Origin of the sequence: Rahnella sp. GSA61A (assembly GCF_019969905.1) — a bacterium.
In the GTDB taxonomy this organism is placed as follows: Bacteria; Pseudomonadota; Gammaproteobacteria; order Enterobacterales; family Enterobacteriaceae; genus Rahnella; species Rahnella aceris.
The window spans coordinates 74,896-96,683 of the sequence record NZ_JAHXYO010000018.1 but is presented as its reverse complement, the minus strand read 5'-3'; the positions used below and the strand labels follow the sequence as shown (position 1 = coordinate 96,683).

16 protein-coding genes and 5 pseudogenes are annotated in these 21,788 nt (G+C 48.4%); 9 read left to right on the top strand and 12 right to left on the bottom strand.

Features of this window, described 5'->3' with window-relative positions; translation table 11 throughout:
* The first annotated feature begins 263 nt into the window (after positions 1-263).
* Entirely contained in the window at positions 264-551 is a 288-nt protein-coding gene (locus LC431_RS20195) for a hypothetical protein (protein WP_223510272.1), read from the top strand.
* Positions 552-1,371: 820 nt separating this feature from the next.
* On the opposite strand, the gene LC431_RS20190 is transcribed toward LC431_RS20195, so the two are convergent.
* Positions 1,372-2,406 (bottom strand): alpha/beta hydrolase, encoded by a 1,035-nt coding sequence (locus LC431_RS20190; RefSeq protein ID WP_223510284.1) that lies wholly within the window; start codon positions 2,404-2,406, stop codon positions 1,372-1,374.
* Between the two features lie 393 nt (positions 2,407-2,799).
* Positions 2,800-3,726 (bottom strand): LysR family transcriptional regulator, encoded by a 927-nt coding sequence (locus LC431_RS20185; RefSeq protein WP_223510271.1) that lies wholly within the window; start codon positions 3,724-3,726, stop codon positions 2,800-2,802.
* 182 nt (positions 3,727-3,908) lie between these two features.
* On the opposite strand from LC431_RS20185, the gene LC431_RS20180 reads away from it, so the two are divergent.
* From LC431_RS20180 to LC431_RS20170, 3 genes and pseudogenes are all read left to right on the top strand, one after another.
* A complete protein-coding gene (locus tag LC431_RS20180) occupies positions 3,909-5,072 on the top strand; it encodes a mandelate racemase/muconate lactonizing enzyme family protein (protein ID WP_223510270.1) in 1,164 nt (387 codons plus the stop codon).
* A gap of 76 nt (positions 5,073-5,148) precedes the next feature.
* A pseudogene (locus LC431_RS20175) lies at positions 5,149-5,994 on the top strand (fumarylacetoacetate hydrolase family protein).
* 87 nt (positions 5,995-6,081) lie between these two features.
* Positions 6,082-7,425: an MFS transporter gene (locus tag LC431_RS20170; protein WP_223510269.1), complete on the top strand. Its 1,344-nt coding sequence runs from the start codon at positions 6,082-6,084 to the stop codon at positions 7,423-7,425.
* 223 nt (positions 7,426-7,648) lie between these two features.
* On the opposite strand, the gene LC431_RS20165 is transcribed toward LC431_RS20170, so the two are convergent.
* Positions 7,649-8,509 (bottom strand): helix-turn-helix domain-containing protein, encoded by an 861-nt coding sequence (locus tag LC431_RS20165; RefSeq protein WP_223510268.1) that lies wholly within the window; start codon positions 8,507-8,509, stop codon positions 7,649-7,651.
* 273 nt (positions 8,510-8,782) lie between these two features.
* Positions 8,783-9,376 carry a TetR/AcrR family transcriptional regulator gene (locus LC431_RS20160; RefSeq protein WP_223510267.1) on the bottom strand — a complete coding sequence of 198 codons (594 nt, stop codon included), beginning with the start codon at positions 9,374-9,376 and terminating at the stop codon, positions 8,783-8,785.
* A 501-nt stretch (positions 9,377-9,877) separates the two neighbouring features.
* Between LC431_RS20160 and LC431_RS20155 the strand changes: the two genes are divergently transcribed.
* Together LC431_RS20155 and LC431_RS20150 are read left to right on the top strand one after the other, a co-directional pair.
* Positions 9,878-10,627, top strand: a complete 750-nt coding sequence (locus tag LC431_RS20155) for an NADPH-dependent F420 reductase (protein WP_223510266.1) — start codon at positions 9,878-9,880, stop codon at positions 10,625-10,627.
* Between the two features lie 184 nt (positions 10,628-10,811).
* A pseudogene (locus tag LC431_RS20150) lies at positions 10,812-11,180 on the top strand (IS30 family transposase); the annotation flags it as partial.
* 315 nt (positions 11,181-11,495) lie between these two features.
* Here LC431_RS20150 and LC431_RS20145 read toward each other — a convergent pair.
* The 4 genes from LC431_RS20145 to LC431_RS20130 are packed head-to-tail and all read right to left on the bottom strand — an operon-like array spanning position 11,496 to position 15,468.
* Positions 11,496-12,806, bottom strand: a complete 1,311-nt coding sequence (locus LC431_RS20145; protein WP_223510265.1) for an MFS transporter — start codon at positions 12,804-12,806, stop codon at positions 11,496-11,498.
* A complete protein-coding gene (locus LC431_RS20140; RefSeq protein ID WP_223510264.1) occupies positions 12,799-13,434 on the bottom strand; it encodes a DUF4286 family protein in 636 nt (211 codons plus the stop codon). The genes LC431_RS20145 and LC431_RS20140 overlap by 8 nt, the downstream gene beginning before the upstream one ends.
* The gene (locus tag LC431_RS20135) at positions 13,434-14,777 is read right to left on the bottom strand and encodes an amidase (protein ID WP_223510263.1); all 1,344 of its coding nucleotides are present in this window, start codon (positions 14,775-14,777) and stop codon (positions 13,434-13,436) included. The genes LC431_RS20140 and LC431_RS20135 overlap by 1 nt, the downstream gene beginning before the upstream one ends.
* A 10-nt stretch (positions 14,778-14,787) precedes the next feature.
* Positions 14,788-15,468 carry a DUF2848 domain-containing protein gene (locus LC431_RS20130; RefSeq protein WP_223510262.1) on the bottom strand — a complete coding sequence of 227 codons (681 nt, stop codon included), beginning with the start codon at positions 15,466-15,468 and terminating at the stop codon, positions 14,788-14,790.
* Positions 15,469-15,579: 111 nt separating this feature from the next.
* Here LC431_RS20130 and LC431_RS20125 point away from each other — a divergent pair, with 111 nt between their 5' ends.
* Positions 15,580-16,254 (top strand): GntR family transcriptional regulator, encoded by a 675-nt coding sequence (locus tag LC431_RS20125; RefSeq protein ID WP_223510261.1) that lies wholly within the window; start codon positions 15,580-15,582, stop codon positions 16,252-16,254.
* A gap of 204 nt (positions 16,255-16,458) precedes the next feature.
* Here the strand turns inward: LC431_RS20125 and LC431_RS26425 are convergent, their stop codons facing one another.
* Entirely contained in the window at positions 16,459-16,821 is a 363-nt protein-coding gene (locus tag LC431_RS26425; protein ID WP_223510260.1) for a type II toxin-antitoxin system RelB/DinJ family antitoxin, read from the bottom strand.
* A gap of 52 nt (positions 16,822-16,873) precedes the next feature.
* Between LC431_RS26425 and LC431_RS20115 the strand changes: the two are divergent.
* Positions 16,874-17,456: pseudogene (locus LC431_RS20115) on the top strand (IS6 family transposase); the annotation flags it as partial.
* A 395-nt stretch (positions 17,457-17,851) separates the two neighbouring features.
* Here LC431_RS20115 and LC431_RS20110 read toward each other — a convergent pair.
* The 3 genes and pseudogenes from LC431_RS20110 to LC431_RS20100 form a co-directional block, all read right to left on the bottom strand.
* Positions 17,852-18,226: a hypothetical protein gene (locus LC431_RS20110; protein ID WP_223510259.1), complete on the bottom strand. Its 375-nt coding sequence runs from the start codon at positions 18,224-18,226 to the stop codon at positions 17,852-17,854.
* Between the two features lie 295 nt (positions 18,227-18,521).
* Positions 18,522-18,683: pseudogene (locus LC431_RS20105) on the bottom strand (resolvase); the annotation flags it as partial.
* Positions 18,684-18,713: 30 nt separating this feature from the next.
* Positions 18,714-19,843 (bottom strand): annotated as a pseudogene (locus tag LC431_RS20100) (IS3 family transposase).
* 199 nt (positions 19,844-20,042) lie between these two features.
* On the opposite strand from LC431_RS20100, the gene LC431_RS20095 reads away from it, so the two are divergent.
* Positions 20,043-21,575 carry a methyl-accepting chemotaxis protein gene (locus tag LC431_RS20095; protein ID WP_223510258.1) on the top strand — a complete coding sequence of 511 codons (1,533 nt, stop codon included), beginning with the start codon at positions 20,043-20,045 and terminating at the stop codon, positions 21,573-21,575.
* Positions 21,576-21,788: the final 213 nt, after the last annotated feature.

Here is a 21,788-nt window from a genome sequence, read left to right as displayed (position 1 = left end):
AACAACCTTTATTAGCGTTTGTTAAAGCTGTTTCTTCATCAGCTTTATCACATAATATTTAGATGGCGTCGCTGGCTAACAAGAGTCAGCGATCCATTAATCTATTCAGTGTCTATCATTAATTCTCACTTGATAAGATAATTGTTATTTTTATTATGTCTGGGCCGATTTTTAATGCGTTTAGTTTTGGATGCTTGGACTAAACGCAGCTTCCTGTGTCTTAATTTTCAGTTTAATTAATTTCTATTGTTTGTGGTGAACATATGCATGAAAAATATAAGGGTTTTAAAGAGATCAAAGAGCATGCAGATTTCCTGATGAAGCAGCTCGCTGGAGGTGATTACAAATCATTAGATATTTATTCAAATAACCTCATACACCTTACGAGAACATTCCGCGAGTTCGGTTTGTATACCAGTGATATTGAGTTCCTGGCCTGGCTTCAAAAAAATGACCCGGTACTACTGAAAGAAATTGTCATGACGGGTAATCTTATATTAATCATAGCGAATTTTCTCCGACTGGTATCTATGGATGATAAAAGATTTTAATATAAATTAATGGATTATTGTCCTTTGTGTTTTTTTTACAAAAACCTATTTTCTGAGTTAATGTGCTTTTAATACCTGCTAATTTAAATTATTATTGCAATAACTATCGTAAGGGAAATGAACGAACTCTTTAAAAGAGGAGGGTGGATAGTTCATTTTCATTTAATTTTCGTGATGCTAATAGTAAATGCAAGGGTGAGTATTTTTATATACGTCTCGACAGCGGTGATGAAGCATTATGGAGAAATCATTATGGAAACGATGAGCTGGAACTTGCATCTGTTAGCCATTGGTATGGCTAACGCCGCTAATAAATCTTTACGTTGCTTTGAACTACCAGGTCCCGATTACCCAACTGGACCTGGGACAATATTGTTACGGAACTTGCTCGTCACAGCATGACAAAAGATATTAACTGTGAACTGATTTTAACTGGCGCATTTGCAGATGACGGACAGTATGTGTACTTCTGCCCCTTCGCTTTTGAGCGGCGTTAACAATGATCTCTGATTTCCACTGAGTGCTCATGAAGAATGGATTACAGGAATTGAGCGTATTCTCAGGATTAACGGATTAGCCGATCACTTGGTCAGTCCTACAGTGGTTCGTAATAATTATCAATATAGACTGGAAAGTAGTTTATGTTTGTAAGGTTATGGCATGTCGTGAGCATGTTTCAGTCCATTCCAGCAACTCTTTGTCAGAATGGATATGGAGTCACGCGCCTGCCAAAAAATTAATTATGCTCTTGAAGTATGTGGATTTTATCCATACTACCTTGTTCCCCCATACTACAAGGGAAACAAGGAGTTTACGGATATCAGAGATTGGCGTTCAGATCTTTAACCGGCTTATTACTCATTTTTTCAGGGGAGCCCAGTACCTGTCTGAACCAGTCAACAACTCTGTTGATTACCGCTGGCTGGAACCAATGGTTATCGCCATGTTCAGCACCTTCAACAATTACGTAATCAGCGCTGTTACCTCCACTCCTGAGTGCTTTATATAGCTTCGCACTTTGTTCAGGGGATACCAGTGAATCCTTACTCCCATGCATAATCAGGAATGGAGGTTTGTGCCCGTTAAGATGTCCGATCGGACTTGCTGCAAGCGCTTTCTGGGGCGAGTCCGTTATAGACGCCCCAGCAAAATTTCTGAAAGCGGCGCCATTAACCAACAAGGCTTCTGTTGCTGCTGGTGAACGATGAACTTGCTGAACAGTTTCCGGAAAGCCTTCGCCGATGTCCCGCAGGTCAGAAATCCCGTAAAGCGTCGCTACAGCCTGGACATCGGAAGATTGATTGAGAAAGTCACCTTTATCAAACGATTTATCTCCATTTGTTGTCCCCAGCATCTGAGCCAGCCATCCACCTGCAGAGTCTCCCAGTACGCCAATGCGTTTCGGGTCGACGCCATATTCTACTGCGTGCTGCCGAAGGTATCTGACAGCCGCTTTGGCATCCACAACCGGCGCCGGGAAGACATCAGGGATCGTCCGATACTCTGCTGCTGCGACAACAAACCCCGCCTCTGCGAGTGCCATACGCATCTCTATGAACTTGTCACGCTCAGCGGTTGTAAATCCCCCACCGGGAAAATAGATAATCGCCGGTTTCAGATCATCGTTACGCGGTACTAAAACGGACATATGCAACTGTCGGACTGAACGGGTATTTTTTATTTGTTCGTATACCACATCCCCCACGCTATCTATCTGGTCGCGGCGGGTCTTAATCTGAACAACTTCCGCTCCCTCAGTGTATCCGGGCATTGTGTGCTTTTCGGATGCTATCGATCCGGTAGTTGCCGAAATCATCAAAAAAACTCCAGTCAGGGAGATGTGCCACGCTTTCATCATGTTATCCTTTATTGTCACAAAATCTATTGTATTAACTGATCTTTATAACTTTTCTGACTTCTGAAATTTTCATCAAATGGCTGTAACCCTCTCATGTGTTACCCTACAGAGATGAATTTTGTACCTTAGGTATAAATTGTGGCGATTTGATGGAAATGCCTGAAAAAATCAGACTGCTGGTCATTTCAGCACTCCGATCCCATGTGAATGTTTTATAAAGCTCAACAGGCAATTCCCGGGCTTGTTGCGTCGACCCGTTGAACTCATAGCGAGAAGCGAACATCTGATAGGGATAACTCTGCATGCAATGCCATGTCTTGCGGATTTTATGTTCTCCCGCTTTTCATCTTCTGATGCTGATGTTGGAAACTCCTGAATATGTTCCGATTGTCAGATTTGGCCGTCTACGAAAATTTCCCACAACTCTTCTACTGCCCGGGACATCCTTGCTGCGGGTCTGAAAAGTCTGATATCTATGGGTATCCAAAGCGCACTGTCTTTCTTAGCCGCAACGGCAATGGAGCCGGCATCCACATCCGGCGCGGCGAGTGTTTCCGGCAGCCATGCGATGCCGTCGCCGGCCCTGACCATAGCCAGTAATGTGGCAGCAAGATCGGCAGTGAACGCGATATCCATCCCACGTCTGGCACGATTTACCTGTGAAGTGTTGGAAAGGATCCGGCCGAGTCCGGACTCCGCTGAATAGGACAGGAAGGGAAACTTTTTACTGCCTGAAGCATGCCAGACCGGCTCGCGGGTTGCCGGATCGCATCTGGAATAAGGCAGTAAGGTTTCCCGTCCGAGCCGGACGCTGAGGTATTTGGACTGATCGAGATTGATGTGCATATGAGGATGGTAATAACAAAGTAGAAACTGTGCGTCACCTTTGTCAATCATACGTTCGCAGGCACTTAACGTGTCAGATAACAGGCGAAAAGAGCCGAAGCGCGCGATTTTTTCGTTATTACGCATCAGCGCCGGAAAAAATGAAAATGACAGAGAGTGCGTAGCGGAAAAAATAACGTCCGGTCTGGTTTCTCCCGCAGCTTCTATAGATTCACTTCTCAGGGTATAGAGTGCGCGAATAAGTTCAGGGATCTGCGTGACGAAAACCTCCCCGGCGCGCGTCAGGCTGACGCCCCGACGATTTCTTTCAAAAAGCGGGGTTCCAAGCCACTCTTCCAGCGAAACAATTCTCCTGCTGAATGCTGGCTGCGTCACATATCGTGAAGCTGCTGCACGGGAGAAATTCAGGGACTGTGCCAGAGCCACACAGTCCTCAAGCCAGGTTAATTCAAGATGATGCCTATTTTGCATTACAGCCTGCCTCTTTGGCATTAGAACGGAATCCATGAACTGCTTAGGATGAAGTCAGACAGGGCAATAAGCTCCCTGAACACTACGTCAATGTATTATGCCAATAAATATATGGCATGACATAACCCATTGCGTAGGTACGTAAGTTATATGTTATTTGACTGAGAACTGCCGGAGAGAACATGCGTATCCTTGACGTTGTAGAAATTACCAAACCCATTGCTTCCCCTATCCGTAACGCTTACATCGATTTCAGCAAGATGACGGCCAGCCTGGTTGCCGTTGTGACAGATGTTGAGGTAGACGGACGCCGCGTAGTGGGATACGGCTTCAACTCTAACGGCCGTTACGGTCAGGGTGGGCTTATCCGTGAACGCTTCCGTAACCGCATCCTCGAAGCCGAACCTGAAAGCCTGCTGAATGCCAAAGGCGACAACCTGGATCCGCATAAGATCTGGAACGTCATGATGAGCAACGAAAAGCCGGGCGGTCACGGCGAACGTTCAGTTGCGGTAGGTACGCTGGACATGGCTATCTGGGATGCAACCGCAAAAATTGCTAACAAGCCGTTGTTCCGCCTGCTGGCAGAAATGAAGGGCGTTGAGGCTAATCCGCGCGTCTTCGTATACGCGGCTGGCGGTTATTATTATCCGGGTAAAGACCTGAGCGCGCTGCGTCAGGAAATGCGCGGCTACCTGAACCGCGGATATAACGTCGTGAAAATGAAAATTGGTGGCGCATCTCTGGAAGAAGACCGCCGTCGTATTGAAGCCGTGCTGGAAGAAATTGGTAGCGAAGCGCGACTCGCCGTTGACGCCAATGGCCGCTTCGATTTGGAAACCGGTATTGCCTACGCGAAAATGCTGCGCGAATACCCGCTGTTCTGGTATGAAGAGGTCGGTGATCCGCTTGATTACTCCCTGCAGGCCGCGCTGTCAGAGTTCTACCCGGGCTCAATGGCCACGGGTGAAAACCTCTTCTCTCATCAGGATGCTCGTAACCTGCTGCGTTATGGCGGTATGCGGCCTGACCGTGACTACCTGCAGTTTGACTGCGCGCTCTCTTATGGTCTGGTTGAGTATCTGCGGACGCTTGATGTGCTTGAGCAGTTTGGCTGGTCACCGTCACGCTGCATTCCTCACGGCGGTCACCAGATGTCCCTGAACATTGCCGCCGGTCTCGGCCTGGGTGGCAATGAAAGTTATCCCGATCTGTTCCAGCCTTACGGCGGTTTCCCGGACTCAGTGAAGGTAGAAGGTGGCCATATCATCATGCCGGAACTGCCGGGTATTGGTTTTGAGGGTAAATCAGACCTCATCAAAGAAATGCGGGCTCTGGCTGAATAAGTTCCTGCTGGCATATCGTCTTGCTTAATTTAATGACGCCCTTCCGTTATGTCGAAGGGCGTTGCGGGGAAAGTATATGAAGCTTTTAAGTTATCTCACACCTGAAGGATATAAAAGTTACGGTATTCTACAGGGCGAGGGAATTATTGAGCTAAGAAGCCGGACAGATATTGACACCACCGATCTGAAAAGTTTTATCAGAGAAAGGGGCATAGTTTCTGCTGACGGATATATAAGCCATGAACCGGATTATCAGCTTTCTGAGATTACCTTTCTTCCTGTAATTGAAAATCCGGGGAAAATACTTTGCGTTGGTATGAATTATCAGATCAAGCGCAAAGAGTTCTGCATTACTTTGGATGCGCCTACCCTATTCATCCGGTTCCCTGATTCTCAGATTGTGCATCTGAGCAAGATCATGAAACCTGTGCTAAGCGACCAGCTCGATTATGAAGGTGAGCTGGTTATCATCATTGGAAAACCCGGCCTGAACATCACCGAGCAAGACGCCGCAGAATACATCGCGGGCTGTTACTGCTATAGGGATGGCTCCGTGCGTGACTGGCAGAATACCTGGTTCACAGCTTGCAAAAACTAGAGCAAAACTGGTGGGTTCGGTCCCTGGCTGGTTACATGTGATGAGGTTCCGGATCCGCAAAAGCTCCAAATAAAAACCTGGCTAAATGGTGAAAGTGTTCAGCAGGACAACACAGCCAACATGGTTCATTCAATAAGCAAAATTATCAGCTACGTGAGCACCTTCACGCAACTGTCTCCGGGTGATGTCATTTTGACAGGATCGCCAGGTAGCGTTGGCCGTTCACGTAATCCGCAGGTATTTCTTAATGACAGTGATGTTATAGAAGTTGAAATTGAGTCAATCGGGCGTCTAACTAATTTCGTCGTCGCAGCTTCAAAATAATAAATAAAAATTTACCTGACTGATATTCAAAAGGACCTGGGATCAGCATTTCCTCCCCCTACATCTGCGTCAAATGAGGAAGTTATCATGAGTGAAAATGCTCTTAAAGGTAATGCACTTATCGGGAAAAATCGCTGGACAATAATACTCCCCGCCGTGTTTATCATGTATACCATTTCTTTTTTCGACCGGGTGAATATTGGCATGGCGCTGCCCCATATTACGGCCGAAATGGGGCTCAGTTCGGTTGAAGCTGGCTGGCTTGGGGGCGCATTTGCGTGGGGCTACGTGGCTACGCAGTTTACCGCAGGCTGGCTGGCACTCCGTTTTGGTTCGCGCAGAATTATTGGCGTCAGCCTGTTTCTTTTTGGTGCCTGCGCCATGCTTACCGGCCTGACGCGAAACTTCGGTGAACTGGTTGCGATCCGTTTCTTGCTGGGACTCGCTGAAGGCCCGATTCAGGCCGCCACGGCGATGTTTCTGGCACAGTGGTTTATGAAGCCGGAACGGGGTCGCGCTTTTGGTATCTGGAATCTCAGCCTGGGTGCCGGAGCGTTTCTGGCCGGTCCGATATCTGGCTGGGTCCTCGCGCACCATAACTGGCGCATGATGATGGTGATTGAAGGTGCACCGGCGTGGCTGTTCTGCATCACCTGGTTTTATGTTGTACCCAAAAGCATTCAGGCCGCAAGCTGGCTGAGCGCCGAAGACCGGGATTATATCCAGAAAGACCTGGCGGCTGAGCAGTCAAACTATGTGAAAGAGAAATCCGATCCATGGTGGACCATTCTTAAAATACCCGCACTCTGGCTGATGCTTATCGGCTACTCCCTGCATAGCATGCTGGCTTACGGCTTTACCCTCTGGCTGCCGACGGCACTCAAAGATTACGGAACGCTCAGTGAATTCATGGTTGGCCTGATCAGCGGAATGCCCTTCCTGATGACCATGGTGGGCATCTGGTATATCACCCGACGATCAGATAAATACAATCAGGAGCGGCGGTTGCATGCCGCTATTCCCACCGTCTTGTGTGGTGTCGCTTTATTGACTGCCGCTTTTGTGCCGCTGTCATATTACTGGGTTCAGATAGCATTGTTCATGTTTGTCGGCCTGACAATGAAGATGCTTGTACCGCTGGTTTACGTCCGGTTGACTGAAATCCTCCCGACAAAGAAAGCGGTCCCTGCGGTGGCATTCGTAGGCGCATGCAGCAATTTCATTGGACAGTTTGGCGGACCACTCGTTGCCGGCTACCTGAAGCATCTGGGTGGCGGCACTGATATGACGCTCGCATGGGGTGTTCTGGGTCTGTTCTCAATCGTTGGTGGAGTGCTTTTTGCCCTTGCCGTAGGGCGTGAAGAGCACGTCTGGGACATGCGACAGGCGTTCAGGGTTTCCTCCCACAGGACAGTTTCCGCACGGGAATAAAAAACAGAGCCTGCCCCTGCCGTATGGGGCAGGCAGACTTTTTCAACAGATTAGGTATATCAATCGGGAGTGTAATGTGAGGTTACATATCAGAGAGCCCTTGCGGGTTTCTGATCCGTGCCAGACGACTATTTTCTCACGACAGGGTAGTCTCTGCAGTTAAGTCCTGGTCGCAAATAGCGCTGGCTGCTAAGCGCTAAAAACGGTGGCTCCTTCTGATTAATTAACAATCGGTTTGAGCTTTTTTGTCAGTCACAGGTATGTAATAACTCCCCCGGAAGCTTAACTCACCTTTATAAGGTTCCACCTTACTTTCACATATAAAAAAATCATGTCCCGTCCGACGTGCTTCGCGTCTGAGTGGCATAATGTGGTCGTAAATATTTACCTGCATTTCTGTCAACTGCTCAGGTGTTCCCTGGAAAGGAAACCGTAGAAATGCCGCTGCTCCATCTAAGCTGGTGTGGCCTTCCGAGATAACTTTTGCAAACGTCAGGCTGAAGTTTATTTGTTCAGCGTTACTGGAAGACGGTTCACACATTGCAGCGAAGGATATCGGAAATACATCATTCGGCATTTTTCCGGCTATGCGAAATAATGCCTGGCGCTGCTCGGTGTGGAGCCGCACATTACCGAGATCCATACTGTTACAGTTATAGCTCAGACTGATGCCCGCTAATGTATGCAGACTTGCCATAATACGCTGCGGGGCTGGCAATACTGGATATTCTCCAGTAAATTCTGGGATAAGCCCATTAAAATTCCAGAGCTCCGACTCACGATAGCGACCTGGCGCCAGACCAAAATGACGCTTGAAGGTATGGGTAAATGTTTGCTGCGTACTGAAACCCAACCTATCAACTATTTCGATAACGGAAAGGCTGGTCATTTTCAGCATGATTGCAGCCCTGTATAGCTTTCTCTGGCGGATGTAGGAAGCGAGTGTAAGTCCGGTTTCAGCCCTGAACAGTCGCTGAAGATACCACTTACTGTATCCTGCCCTTACAGAAACATCATCCAGAGAAATTTTCTGGCCAAGATTTTTTTCAATCCAAATCAATAAATCTCGCGTAAAGCTGTTCATTATCAATTCCGAAATCTGTACGGATAACCGTCTACGTTCTGATTAGAATGTTCACGCCTGGCACCAGCGATAATGGAGCCTGCTGCGTCATTCACTTAGCTTCAGTCACACTCATGCTTTTAGATGATACTCTCAGCAGAAGTATGGTCTAAAATTAAACCAAAACGCTGCCCAGTAAATCCTTTCTGATATGCCCTGACTTATTAAATCAATGCATTAACTTTTTACACGTCTTACATTCCAGGGGCTGTTGTGTAACCATCACAAACAATGTCAGCTCTTCGGTTGTGTTTCACTTGCCCCCCATCCTTTCTTCAGCATGTCGCTAAGTACAATTCGTGTCCGTTGGTCAGCGACCTTAATGCCGCTTGCCCATGCTACAGCCAAAGCTGCGATGAAAATGTCACGCCCGTTCAAATTCCGACGGGCAAGCCCATCATTTTGAGCTACCTGAAGAATAGTCTCAGTCTTGTCGATGACATTAAGGCAGGCAGGAGTCAAAGCCGACTGAGCCTGGCATGCAGCCTGCAAAGGTTCAGGAAGGCCGTGATAAGCAAGCATCCAGTCGCCCAGCGCGTCGATCCACTTCTCCAGTGATCGTCCGCTATCGCTTTCTTCCGCGTCAATGATCAAACGCTGTTGTTCCAGTACTAAATGATGGTGATCCAGCAGCGAAGCAAGCAATGCATCTTTACTTGGGAAATGACGATAAAGGGTCCCGGCCCCCACCCCTGCTTTTTTGGCAATTGCATCCATAGAAACATTGACGCCTTCGCTCACGAATGCCTGGCGGGCTACATCAAGAATGTGCTTTCGATTACGTTGTGCATCCTTGCGGAGCCCAGTCAGGGAAGATATATCAGTCATAGCAACTTTTTGACCTTGAAAAGTGGATAAACTCTCCGTATATTCTATTAAACGGAGATACACTCCGAATAATACAGAGTGTGGCTGTGTTGTACAACCGAGCAGCATAGAATAACGATATATGAAGACCAGACAGATGATGCTCGGCATGCACTTCAGCAACGATGATGGTGATCAAACGGACTGAGGGCATATAGCCGTTTATCAAGTAAAATCTGCGCCCGCGACGTGATGACATATCATGCTCAGGATGGGGAAAAGTACAAGTCACGGCTCCTGTTTTACATCCTTTTTCTCAATGAAAATGGCGACAGGGATAACGAAACGACGGTGACTACTGTCTCCCACACGTTGAATTTTGGTGTTTTCAGCATTAGTACTGTTCGCGAAATTATAACGAACCGGTACACAGTGCACATCAAGCGGCGATCGCGATAAGCAAGGAGAGTTGAGTTTTCACTAAGTATTAAGCAGTCAGTAACGCAAACTGGAGAAATCATTATGAAGATAGGTATTTTAGGCACTGGTAATATCGGGAAAACACTCGTCCAGAAACTGACCAAATCAGGCCATGAAGTTAAAGTCGCGAATTCTCGCGGGCCCGAAACGATTGATGCTCAGATCCTGACTTCTGGCGCCCGTGCGGTAACATCTCAGGACGCGATGAAGGACGTAGACGTAATTATTCTCTCAATTCCCTTTGCGAGCCACTCGACGATTAAGCCCCTTATGGCAGACGTTCCTGAGGAAACTGTAGTGATCGATACTGCTAATTATTATCCGGTACGGGACGGTATAATTCAGGATATTGAGAACGGCATGGTGGAAAGCCTGTGGGTTGCCGAGCTGTTGGGCAGGCCGATTGCCAAGGCATGGAACGCAATAGGAGCACGTGCTTTTGCCGAATCAGGGATGGCGTCAGGCAATCCAGATCGTATCGCAATTCCCGTCGCAGCAGACCGAAAGAATGATCGCGATATAGCAATGCTATTGGTGGAAGCAACAGGTTTCGATGCATTCGACACTGGCACTCTGGCTGATTCATGGCGTCAGCAACCCGGATCGCCAGTTTACTGCACAAACCTCAAAAAGCATGAGATGGCTACAGCGTTGGATACGGCAGAAAAAGCACGTCTCCCCAAACGCCGTGACCTGGTAACAGCAGTGGTACTAGAACGTTTCGGCGCAGAGAAGTTGAGTAATTCCGATGCAGATTTCCTCATGACTTTGAACCGCATCATTTACAGATAGATTATGGATTTACTCTCCATGACCCGGTTGTTTTGAGACAGCCGGCTTCCATTTGCTTTTCCGGGATATGTATTAAATCTGTACTATCATTAGCGCTGGTTCCTGTCAAAGTTAAACCTATAAACATCAGCATCTAATAAGCCCGGCTGAAACTAAAAATTCGCCATTTTACCGACCTGCTGAAAGGCATCGAGGCAAAGATTCTGTCTCAGTGAATCAGGCTCTTACCGAAAAACTCCTGAGCTTGCCGCCTGAACTCCGGCAATCATTGACATGGGACAGAGGAATGGAGCTGGCCAGGCATCTGGAATTTACTGGCAGCACCGGAGTTAAAGTTTACTTCTGCGATCCTCAGAGTCCCTGGCAGCGGGGAACAAACGAGAACACTAATGGGCTAATTCGACAATACTTTCCCAAAAAGACATGCCTTGCCCAATATACTCAACATGAACTGGATCAGGTTGCAACTCAGCTAAACAACAGACCGAGAAAGACACTGAAGTTCAAAACACCGAAAGAGATAATTGAAAGGGGTGTTGCGTTGACAGATTGAATCTACAGATTCGGTGCGTTCTGTGCAAAAACTGCGGAGCTTAGCCGAGCGCGAAAATGCGTTAGTGGTAACCGGGTACAATCTTGATTCTTGGAAAGAGTTTAAGAAGGCACCCGAGTACTATTCCTGACTATCGATTTCAGGAGAGGCTCGTTGCCCCTCTGTTTTTTCAGTCCGAATCACCGGGCAAGTATGCCCTTCTGGCAATTTTGCTTTCTCTATTAAGCTTCCAATGAATAATCTGGTGTAACTTTACTCATGTATACTGCATTGTTCATATTAAGGATAAAGCATTCCCTCGCCATTATTTTCCCGTTAATCATAACGATGCGCCGTTTCTTTTGCTTTACACAATGCAAACAGCGTAATGACTAGTGCCAGACTGACATACAGCGATACCCACAGCGTGCTCCCCGTTTCTTTAAAAAGAGACGTGATAATCAATGGCGCAAATCCCCCCCCAACAATGCCAGCGAGGGTATAAGCGAGCGATGATCCCGCATAACGCACATGGCTAGGAAACTGCTCGGTAACAAATGCCGCTTGCGGGCCATACATCATCGCGTGGATCAGCAGCCCACCAATGACGGCCAGTATAATCAATACTGGTTGTGTGCTGTCGAGTAGTGCAAAGAACACAAATGACCAGACGATCGCTAGTAGTGCACCAGTGATATAAACTGGTCGGCGTCCCCATTTATCTGACAGAGCCCCGAACATCGGCACAGTAATGGCGTTACCAATCGCCCCCAGCATGGTGGCCATCAACGCCAGTGGGCGCGGCAGATGAAGCACGGTGGTGACATATGTCAGCGTAAATACTACCACTAGCGCATAAAGTACATCAGAACCAATGCGCGACCCACCGGCAATCAGCAACTGTTTGGGATAATTAATAAACACTTCTTTAAGCGGCGTATGTGTGGTTTTCTTTTCCGTCTGCATTGCAATAAATGTCGGAGTCTCCGCCACGCCACGGCGCAGCCACAAGCCGAAGATCACCAATAACAGGCTAAGAAGGAATGGGATGCGCCAGCCCCATGCCTGAAACTGATCGGCGCTCATTGCTACCGTTACCAGGGTTATAAAGCCGGTACCGATCAGTGTTCCGCAGGAGGGACCAACCTGAGCAAACGATGCGTTACGGCCGCGCTTGTCGGCATCACCATGCTCCATTGACAATAAAACCGCCCCCGCCCATTCTCCGCCGAGGGCAATGCCCTGCACAAAACGCAGTGCCACCAGCAGAACGGGACTCCATATTCCCCAAATGGCATAGCCGGGAAGCAGCCCCATTAATGCCGTGGTGATGCCCATAATTACCAGCGTAATTATCAGCACGGCCTTGCGGCCGGCAACATCACCGAGATGACCGAAGACAAAGCCCCCCAGCGGGCGCGAAACATAACCCACCGCATAGGTCGAAAACGCCAGAATCGTTCCAACTAGCGGATCAAAACTGGGAAAGAAGACATGATTAAACACCAGCGCAGCCATGATGTTGTAGACGGTGAAGTCATACCATTCGAGTGCTGTGCCTATCGAACTGGCTGCCGCAAGGCGACCTGTTTTTGATTTGTGCTTATCGCCTACCTTCGAAGGCAAAGTGGAATCTGTATTAGCCATGTGTCAACTCCTCTTTCGTTAACTGCCAGCTCAGGGCATAACGCTGAACATCACCGGTAAGATCCTCTGCTGCTGCTGAAGCCAGTTGATCACAACATTGTGTGTCACTGCAGTGGATAAGCAGCATCGGTAACATCGAGCGATTGTCTTTTCTTTCCATTGGTAATGGCGAGCTGAGACCTGTGTCCGGTGTGAGCAGACAGGAAGAGATATAGCCCGGCGTTCGGCTAACCTGCTGTTGCCATGCGGTTAACACGCAGGGATCGACAGCTTTGAGTGTCACCACAGCCAGGTTATTACCTGTGCCTTTGCCATGGTTATGCGTTACGGCGCTGACCCGGCGCATGGGATTAACCATCTTTTGCAAATTTTTCACCGACCACTTTGTCTGACGTGTGAACGCCGCGTGGTAGTCATTGGTGGTGAAAGCTTCCAGAGATTCGGTTTCATACAAACCAAGGTATTTACGTTCGGCATTAATCGCCTGATATCGGGTACCGCTCAGGAATCCTGTGATTGCCACACGCTCCTCTACGTGCTCATGGTCATACCACTGGTTAAAATCCGCTTCATCTTCAGTATCAATGTTAGTTGCGACAAACAGCATACCGTGGGGTTGATTCATCATCAGGATCTCCAGTTAAGGACTGTTTCCACGGCGAGAGACCAGCTGATTAAGCGGGCATCGTCGCCATGAACGGAAGCAAGGCTCAGGCCAACCGGCGGGTGGCCTGTTTTATGACAAGGTAAAGAGATGGCGCAGCCATCCAGCATGTTGATGACGCTAGGGTTACGCAGCATTAGCGCGTTGATATCCATGTAACGCTGGGGATCATTGAGTGACGCAATGGTTGGGGCAATGCAGGGAACGGTAGGCATGAGCAATGCATCAAATCCTGCCAGGGCCGCATTAATGCGTTGCTGCCAAGCTTCACGCTGCTGATAGAGTTCCGACGCGTCTTGTTCATTAAGATGGCTGCCGCGCTGCACACGCACCAGCACTTGCGGGTCATAAGTCTCAGGCTGTGCCTGCGCAGTGGGCTGATGCCACTGCCAGGCCTCATAAGCCGTGATACCGCCACGGGCGTTCATGCTGCTCAGCTCATCCAACTCACTGAGCGAAATCTCCACAAGTGTGGCACCGGCATGACGCAAACCCTTAATGGCATAATCCCATGTCTGCGCAACCTCCCGGTCCAGCCCGTCCAAAACGCGGGTCAGCGGAACGGCAAAACACGCATCGCGTAGATCGTATTTTTTTAACTCAAGTGGTTGTTTAGCGATCACGCTGTCAAGCAGCCAGCAGCTACGCACGTCGTGGGCAATGACCCCAATGCTGTCGAGTGATTTTGAAAGCGGCAAAGTACCAGCCTGACAGACGCGCTCTGCCGTGGGTTTAAAGCCGGTCAGACCGCACAGGGCGGCGGGGATGCGGACGGAGCCACCCGTGTCGGTGCCAACTGCGCCAAGGCACATGCCATCTGCCACTGCCACCGCCGCGCCAGATGAAGAGCCTCCAGGAATACGTTTTTCTGCACGCTGCCAGGGATTGGCAGGCGTTCCGTAGTGTGGATTGATCCCTAGTCCGGAGAATGCGAACTCAGTCATATTGGTCTTGCCGACTATCGCCGCACCAGCAAGGTTCAGTCTCTCCATCACGCTGGAATTTGCCGTTGCTACCGGCGCATCCGATAACAGGCGTGAACCGGCCGTCGTCGCCTCGCCTTCAACGTCGAACAGATCTTTGATGCTGACGGGAAGGCCATCAATTGGGCTTAGCGGATGTTGTGCTTTCCAGCGAATACCTGCCTTATGGGCTTGTTGGATGGCTTGTGCCTCATAAAATTTTATGAAAACGCATTCGCCTTCTTTATTAGGATCGCGGGCAGCATTTAACGCTGTTTCAGTGAATGCTTCAGGTCCAGATTCACCTGACTGTAGCTGCTGACTTGCCTGCCAAAGTGTTGTCATCAGCGACCCCTCATGCAACTACCGGCAACGCGCCGGTGCAGTAGGCGTGTTCAAGTGTACGGTTCAGGACTGGATCGTGTAGCGCCATCCTAAATTCGCTGGAAGGACGAATGCCGCCAATAGTGCCCAGTGTGCCGCAGGACATGGCGAGCCCTTCCTGTGCAGTGTTGCCATTCAGATAGCGGGCGAGTAGATCTTGCGGAGTGAGAAGCGATGACAGCGTGCCTTGCTGATAAACAACCCATTCACCCTGCTCTTTTATCCATGAGGTGAGTTCGAGCGCATCCCAGTGATCAACGAGTTCGCTCATGCGCCACGCGCTGCTTGCGACCGGTTTGATACATGCCTGTTTAGAAAGCGCGACGCTGAAGGTTTCCAGGTGGCGATCTGTGTGATCGGAAATCAGAGAGACCCACAGCTCTTCGCGATGGCGAAATACGAAGGGTTCGGCTTCACCAGAGGTTTCGTTGCCGACAACTTCCAGCCGCTGGTTCTGGGTGAGCTGGTTGGTTGCAACGCGGTAAAAAAGTGGCACTGCACCGGGAGCGGGCACGCCTAACGCTTCAAGTTCCCTGATGTGGTGCAGTACGGCATCTTTATCCCGACCTGCCCATCCCGCAATAATGAAATGCGTAACCTCAACGTCTAGCGTGATAGCAGCGTCGTCGCCTGATGTGAACTGAAGGTGCATGAAATGATCTCCATTTGAAATCACAGTGAAATTTCACTGTGATTTCAAATAAGCGATTTTCATGCCAGTTTTTTGTGTAATATGTCTCATACACAAAAAAGGAACGTCGTAATGCGTGAGTTAATTACTGAAAATGTGAACCCCATCAGTTCGGGAAAGAGCCTTTCGCTGAATGAACAAGCTTATCTGGCGTTCAGACACAAGCTCATTACGCTGCGATATAAGCCTGGCGAATATTTAAATACGGCTCAGGTGATGGATGACCTAGAGATCGGGCGCACCCCCATTAATCAGGCAATTCACCGTCTGGCGACTGAGGGCCTTCTGCAGATTATTCCTCGTAAAGGGGTTATGGTTGCTCCTCTGTCGATAGATGATGCCCTTGAATTAATAGAAGTGCGGTTGGTAAACGAGACTCTGTGTGTCGAGCTTGCCAGCAAGAAGGTGAGTGATGTGCACATCCATCAACTGCATGGTATGAACCAACAAATTGGCAGTGCGTGTGAGGCTCGTGACCGAGAGAAGATGATGTTACTGGATCGAGAGTTTCATCAAGTGCTGGCGAATATCGCAGGAAACAGTCGGCTCTCAGACATTCTCAGTGTTATTCATGCGCAGGCACAACGTTTCTGGGCCACAACACTATCTAATGTCGAGCATATGGATGAAGTTATCACGGAGCATAACGAGATTATTGAAGCGCTAAAGTCGGGTGACACACGTCGTGCTACCGAAGCGGCACGTGCGCATATTTACTCTTTTAAACGCACATTGCTTTCGGCCTGATGCACTATGCACTGAGCGGAGCCTGATCAGTTCGTCCAGAACGGCATCGTCACCCGGGTTTCAGCATTGTTGAAGAAACGCCGGCTGGAATCGGGCACAGGCAGTTTGAAACAAATTTATGGGATATTGGGTGACTAATGCTCTGTTTTCGTTGTAGTCGTTTTATATCTCGTTTAAAAGCACTCGCTTGTATCGGTGTTAGCATCAGATCCCCATATTATTGAATAGGGCGTCAGCAGTTTCGAAACGTTTACCGTGACCCTTTTCCAGTACATCTATCGCGCGACGAGTGGCAAAGTCAGGAGGCTTAACCTCAAAAGGTAGACGGCCTTCTTCAGCAACACACATCATAACCAGGCGGATAACGTCCGAGGTGCTGCAATGACGTCCCCTGGTCTGCTTGGCGTCTGAAGGGCGGGAACCGGATTGAGCAGCAGGCGCCGCAGCGTCAGCTCCCCGTCGAGCTCCGACACGATAAGCTGGCCGTACCGGCGTCAACGCGCGGTAGATGGCTAACACGGATCCTTTAATGATGCCTGCATCGGGATAGTCGTTGTCGCTTCGCATCAGATAGGTGGAGTAAGAAGCGCGGCGGAAAGGCCGGCATTTTCAGCGTGACATCATTCTGTGGGCAGTCCGCTGGTACTGTAAATACGGCATCAGCTACCGTGAACTGCAGGAGATGCTGGCCGAGCGTGGTGTGAATGTCGATCACTCCACGATTTACCGCTGGGTTCAGCATTATGCGCCTGAAATAGAAAAGCGACTGCGCTGATACTGGCGTAACCCTTCCGATCTTTGCCCATGGCACATTGATGAAACGTACGTGAAGGTCAATGGCCGCTGGGCTTATCTTTACCGGGCCGTTGACAACAGGGGCCGTACTGTCGATTTTTACCTCTCTCCACGTCGTAACAGCAAGGCGGCATACCGGTTCCTGGGTAAAATATTCAACAACGTTAAAAAATGGCAGATCCCGCGATTTATCAACACGGATAAAGCGCCCACCTATGGCCGTGCGCTCGCTCTGCTTAAACGCGAAGATCGATGTCCGCCTGATGTTGAACACCGACAGATTAGGTACCGAAATAACGTCATTGAATGCGATCATGCCAAGCTGAAAAGGATAATCGGCGCCACGCTGGGATTTAAATCCATGAGCCACAATTAAAGGTATTGAGGTGATGCGTGCTTTAGCAAAGTGATAAGCCAACGTGATGGTAAATTGCTGGCGTGTTGTCGCACCGGATGACTGACGTGTTAGGAGGCAGTTTGGCTACCGAAAATTATTGTACGTTAAGATGATTTTTTGTACCACGAAGGCCTTGGCTCGGGATGCTGGAGCTAAATGGTTTAACTGCGAACTATCATCGAAGATGATTTGCTGCTGTCATTTTAAGTTGGCCGCTTCCTACCATCAAATTTTGGCCCAGTAGCAGTACCATCACTTCAACCTGTTGAAGTCACAGCGACTGGCTTATCTGATGGTATGAACCAGAAATATGGACTGAAATATTTTTCATTCGGCATCAGCCGTAAAATTAGCTATACATGATTTGAACGCTTGACACTTCATACTTTCCCATATTATACATAATTAAAGTTGCAACAAAAATAAATCCATCTCTTCACGAGATGTTATTCTGAATTTTATGCCGGAGAATTTGTTAAACAAGTACTTATGCCCGTCATAAGCGTTCATGTTATTTTTTCGAAGAAGATAACTACCCGCATATTCAAGAAGCTCATTAAATGAACTATCATCTTCGTCTTTTTTGGGGCCTCTTTTCTTAACATTATCAATACATTCATTGATAAGTATATCTAGCCATATTAGCGTCGTTATACAAGGAAATGTATTCTGGAGAATAAGGCCATAAATCCCTTCCATCACCCATTCATTAGAGGATGAAACCTGAGCTACCATTGCATCACGCTCCTCAAGTTGGCGCGGCCCACCGAAATTTGGCATTCAGTGGAATTCATCTAAGTGATATAGCGGATACGATAAATGAGTTGCCATTTTTTGAGCAAGCCATGTTTTTCCGCTACCACAATTACCAACAATAAAATAACGACTCATAAAATTAAACTCCAGAATGAATTACAATGTATTTATAAAAACAAAATAAATTACAAAATTATTGAAGATACACAACATCTGTGTATATAAAAAGACATGTACGAAAATATTATACTATTTAAAACAGGACGTCAGGAAGTACATGCTGAAACCAATAATATTTATGGATGAACATCGCTCGTTGTTAACCAGTTCGAGTGGCTTTACGAAGTGCCTGTATCCGGCAGACCTGCGAGCAACTGTAACCCGTTGCTTCTGCTGTTTCCTTAATGCTGAGTTTTTTAACCTGCCGATAGTACAGAACTTTCTGATGGCGCTCCTGATCAGCCTGCTTGCCTCGGTATTTTGATCTTGCCCACGTAATGTGGACACGGCCCTAAGCGAGGTTCTGGTTTTCAAACTGTTCCGGGCTGAGTCCGCCACAGGCGCTGTGACGCCGCCACCGATTGTAATCACACTCGATATAATTAAACACCGTCGTCCGCATGATTTCTCGGCCGATAAAGCGTTCCCCATGGATACACTCCACTTTCAGCGAGTGAAAGAAACTTTCCGCGCAGGCATTATCATAGCAGTTACCACGGGCACTCATGCTCCCGCGTAGATTATGGCGCTTCAGCAACCCCTGATAATCCGCCGAACAGTACTGCCCGCCTCTGTCCGTATGCACGATGACATTTTCCGGGCGCTTTCGCCGCCAGAGCGCCATCTGTAACGCATCGCAGGCCAGTTGTGCAGTCATCCGTGGTGACATTGACCAGCCGATGACTGCACGGGACCACAGGTCAATGACCACAGCCAAATACAGCCAGCCCTCATCGGTGCGCAAGTATGTGATGTCTCCTGTCCACTTCTGATTCGGGCCACTCGCGTGAAAATCCTGTTTCAGCAGATTTTCAGACACCGGCAGGCCATGTTCTCTGTAGCTGACCGGGCTGAACTTCCGGGCAGCCTTTGCACGAAGTCCCTGACGTCGCAGGCTGGCGGCAATGGTTTTGATGTTGTAATGAGGCGCACCATAACGCTGTTTTGCATCACTGAATGCTTTCAGGACAGCAGCATCACAGACCAGAAGGAACTGTTGTCTCCGGCTTATCTGATGATGACGCAGACGCTAGGCATACCAGCCGCTGCGGGTAACCCGCAATACGCGACACATGGCTTTGACGGTGAATTGAGCCCGATGCTTTTCAATAAAGACATACTTCATTTCAGGCGCTTCGCGAAGTATGTCGCGGCCTTTTGGAGAATGGCCAGTTCCTCGTCCCGCTCAGCCAACTGGCGTTTAAGGCGGGCAATTTCAACGGACATTTCCTGCTCAAGTTCGGAAGAGCAGCGGGCATTATTAATCTTACTGCGCCATGCATAGAGCTAGGATTCATACAGGTTGAGTTCACGGGCAGCGGCCGCGACACCGATACTTTCAGCAAGCTTCAGGGCTTCTTTGCGGAATTCAGGCGTGTGCTGTTTGCGTGGCTTCTTACTGGTTGATGCTGGTTTTGTCATGAGTCACCTCTGATTGAGAGTTTACTCACTTAGTCGCGTGTCCACTATTCGCGGGTAGGATCAAACACCATCTATTTAAATAGATAAGGTAAATTGAGGTTGATTTATTTTGTTATTTATTTCATTGACACCAACTAAAGTAATGACATCTTGTGACGATAACACCTGTATACTACAAATATAAGTAACCAGGATAACTATGAAAATCTCCACAAGATTACTTGTTCTCGTTAGCTCTGCACTTTTGGGTGTTTCATGTGTGGCGGGTATTGCATTGTATTCATTGGACTATTCCCTGAAAGAAAGCAGAAAGTCGGAAGTGATTAATTTATTAACTAAAGCAGAGCATGTCTCCCGTTATTATGTACTGCAACAAAATTCCGGAAAAATGACTCAGGCAGTAGCACAGGAAAGTGCAAAAAAAATACTTTCCGAGCTGAACAGCAATTCAAAAAGCTACTTCTGGGCAAACGATGGCAAAGATTTAACTATCGTCCACCCCAACAAAGATCTTATCGGTAAACGTTCTGGCGGCAACCATACTGCCTCCGGCATGATGGACAACGAAGCATACAGGATGGCTATCAGTCAGAGTCATTTCGGTCTGGTCGATGTGCTGGTAAAACGCGGCAAAGACGAATCTTTACAGCCCAAATTGCAGGGTGTGGTTCTCATTCCTGAGTGGAACTGGATCATTGGTACTGGCTTTTTCTACGATGATATTAATGCCAGTTTCTGGAAAATGGCTTGGGAGCTTTTAGTTATTTCACTGGCTATTTTCGTGGTAGTGAGCATTATTGCTGGTATCATGACACGCAGCATCCGCAGTACGCTTGGTGGTGAGCCTGATATTGCCGCCAATATTGCGGCGCAGATTGCCTCCGGCAATTTAGGTGTCGACGTGAAACTTGCGGCAAATGATCGTTCGAGCCTGATGTATACGCTTAATGAAATGAAACTAAAACTTCGCGATCTGGTTCGCGATATACAGCTATCGAGTGATTCGATAGCCACGGGTGCCAGTGAAATATCAATGGGGAATACCGATTTGTCGCAGCGTACTGAGGAACAGGCTGCTTCACTTCAGGAAACTGCGGCAAGCATGGAAGAAATTACCGCGACGGTCAAACTTAACGCTGAGAATGCCCGGCAGGCCAGTAAACTCACCATAAAAGCATCATCAGCTACCCAGCTGGGTGGCGAAGCCATGGGGAAACTGACGCAAACGATGCAGCGGATTTCTACGGAATCTCATGACATTGTGCAGATCGTCGGTGTGATTGAAGGCATTGCCTTCCAGACCAATATTTTGGCACTCAATGCTGCGGTTGAAGCTGCCAGGGCCGGCGAGGCCGGACGTGGTTTTGCCGTTGTGGCCAGCGAAGTTCGCACACTAGCGCAGCGGAGTGCAACAGCCGCTAAAGACATTAAAAATTTGATCGGTGAGTCCGTTGCTCGGATTACGGCCGGTTCCAGTGAGGTCAAACTGGTCGGGGAACGGATGAATGAAATCGTACAATCAATCCAGAAGGTGAACGACATTATGGATGAGATTGCTTCGGCGTCGTCAGAGCAAAGTATAGGTATTGAGCAGGTAAATCTGGCAGTCACCCAGATGGACGGAGTGACCCAACAGAATGCCGCGCTGGTAGAGCAGGCCGCTGCCGCTGCATCTTCTTTAGACCAGCAGGCTCATCAGTTACGTCAGACAGTGACTGTCTTTAAACTGTAACGTGATCAGTAAACTTTTAGGGAAGAAAGGAGCAAAATGCAGGCCCCCTTCCTTTCTTGTGCATGTCGTTGAGAATGCATGTTTCAATCAGGCTGTACATTGTCATCGTGCCTCTGTCGCACCCATAAACGTTGTTGAAGACATTGCATTTCTTTTTCCCCGAGCAGAAGGAGTTTGCTCTCGCTCTACCTCACATACCGTAGTTCGGCTTCC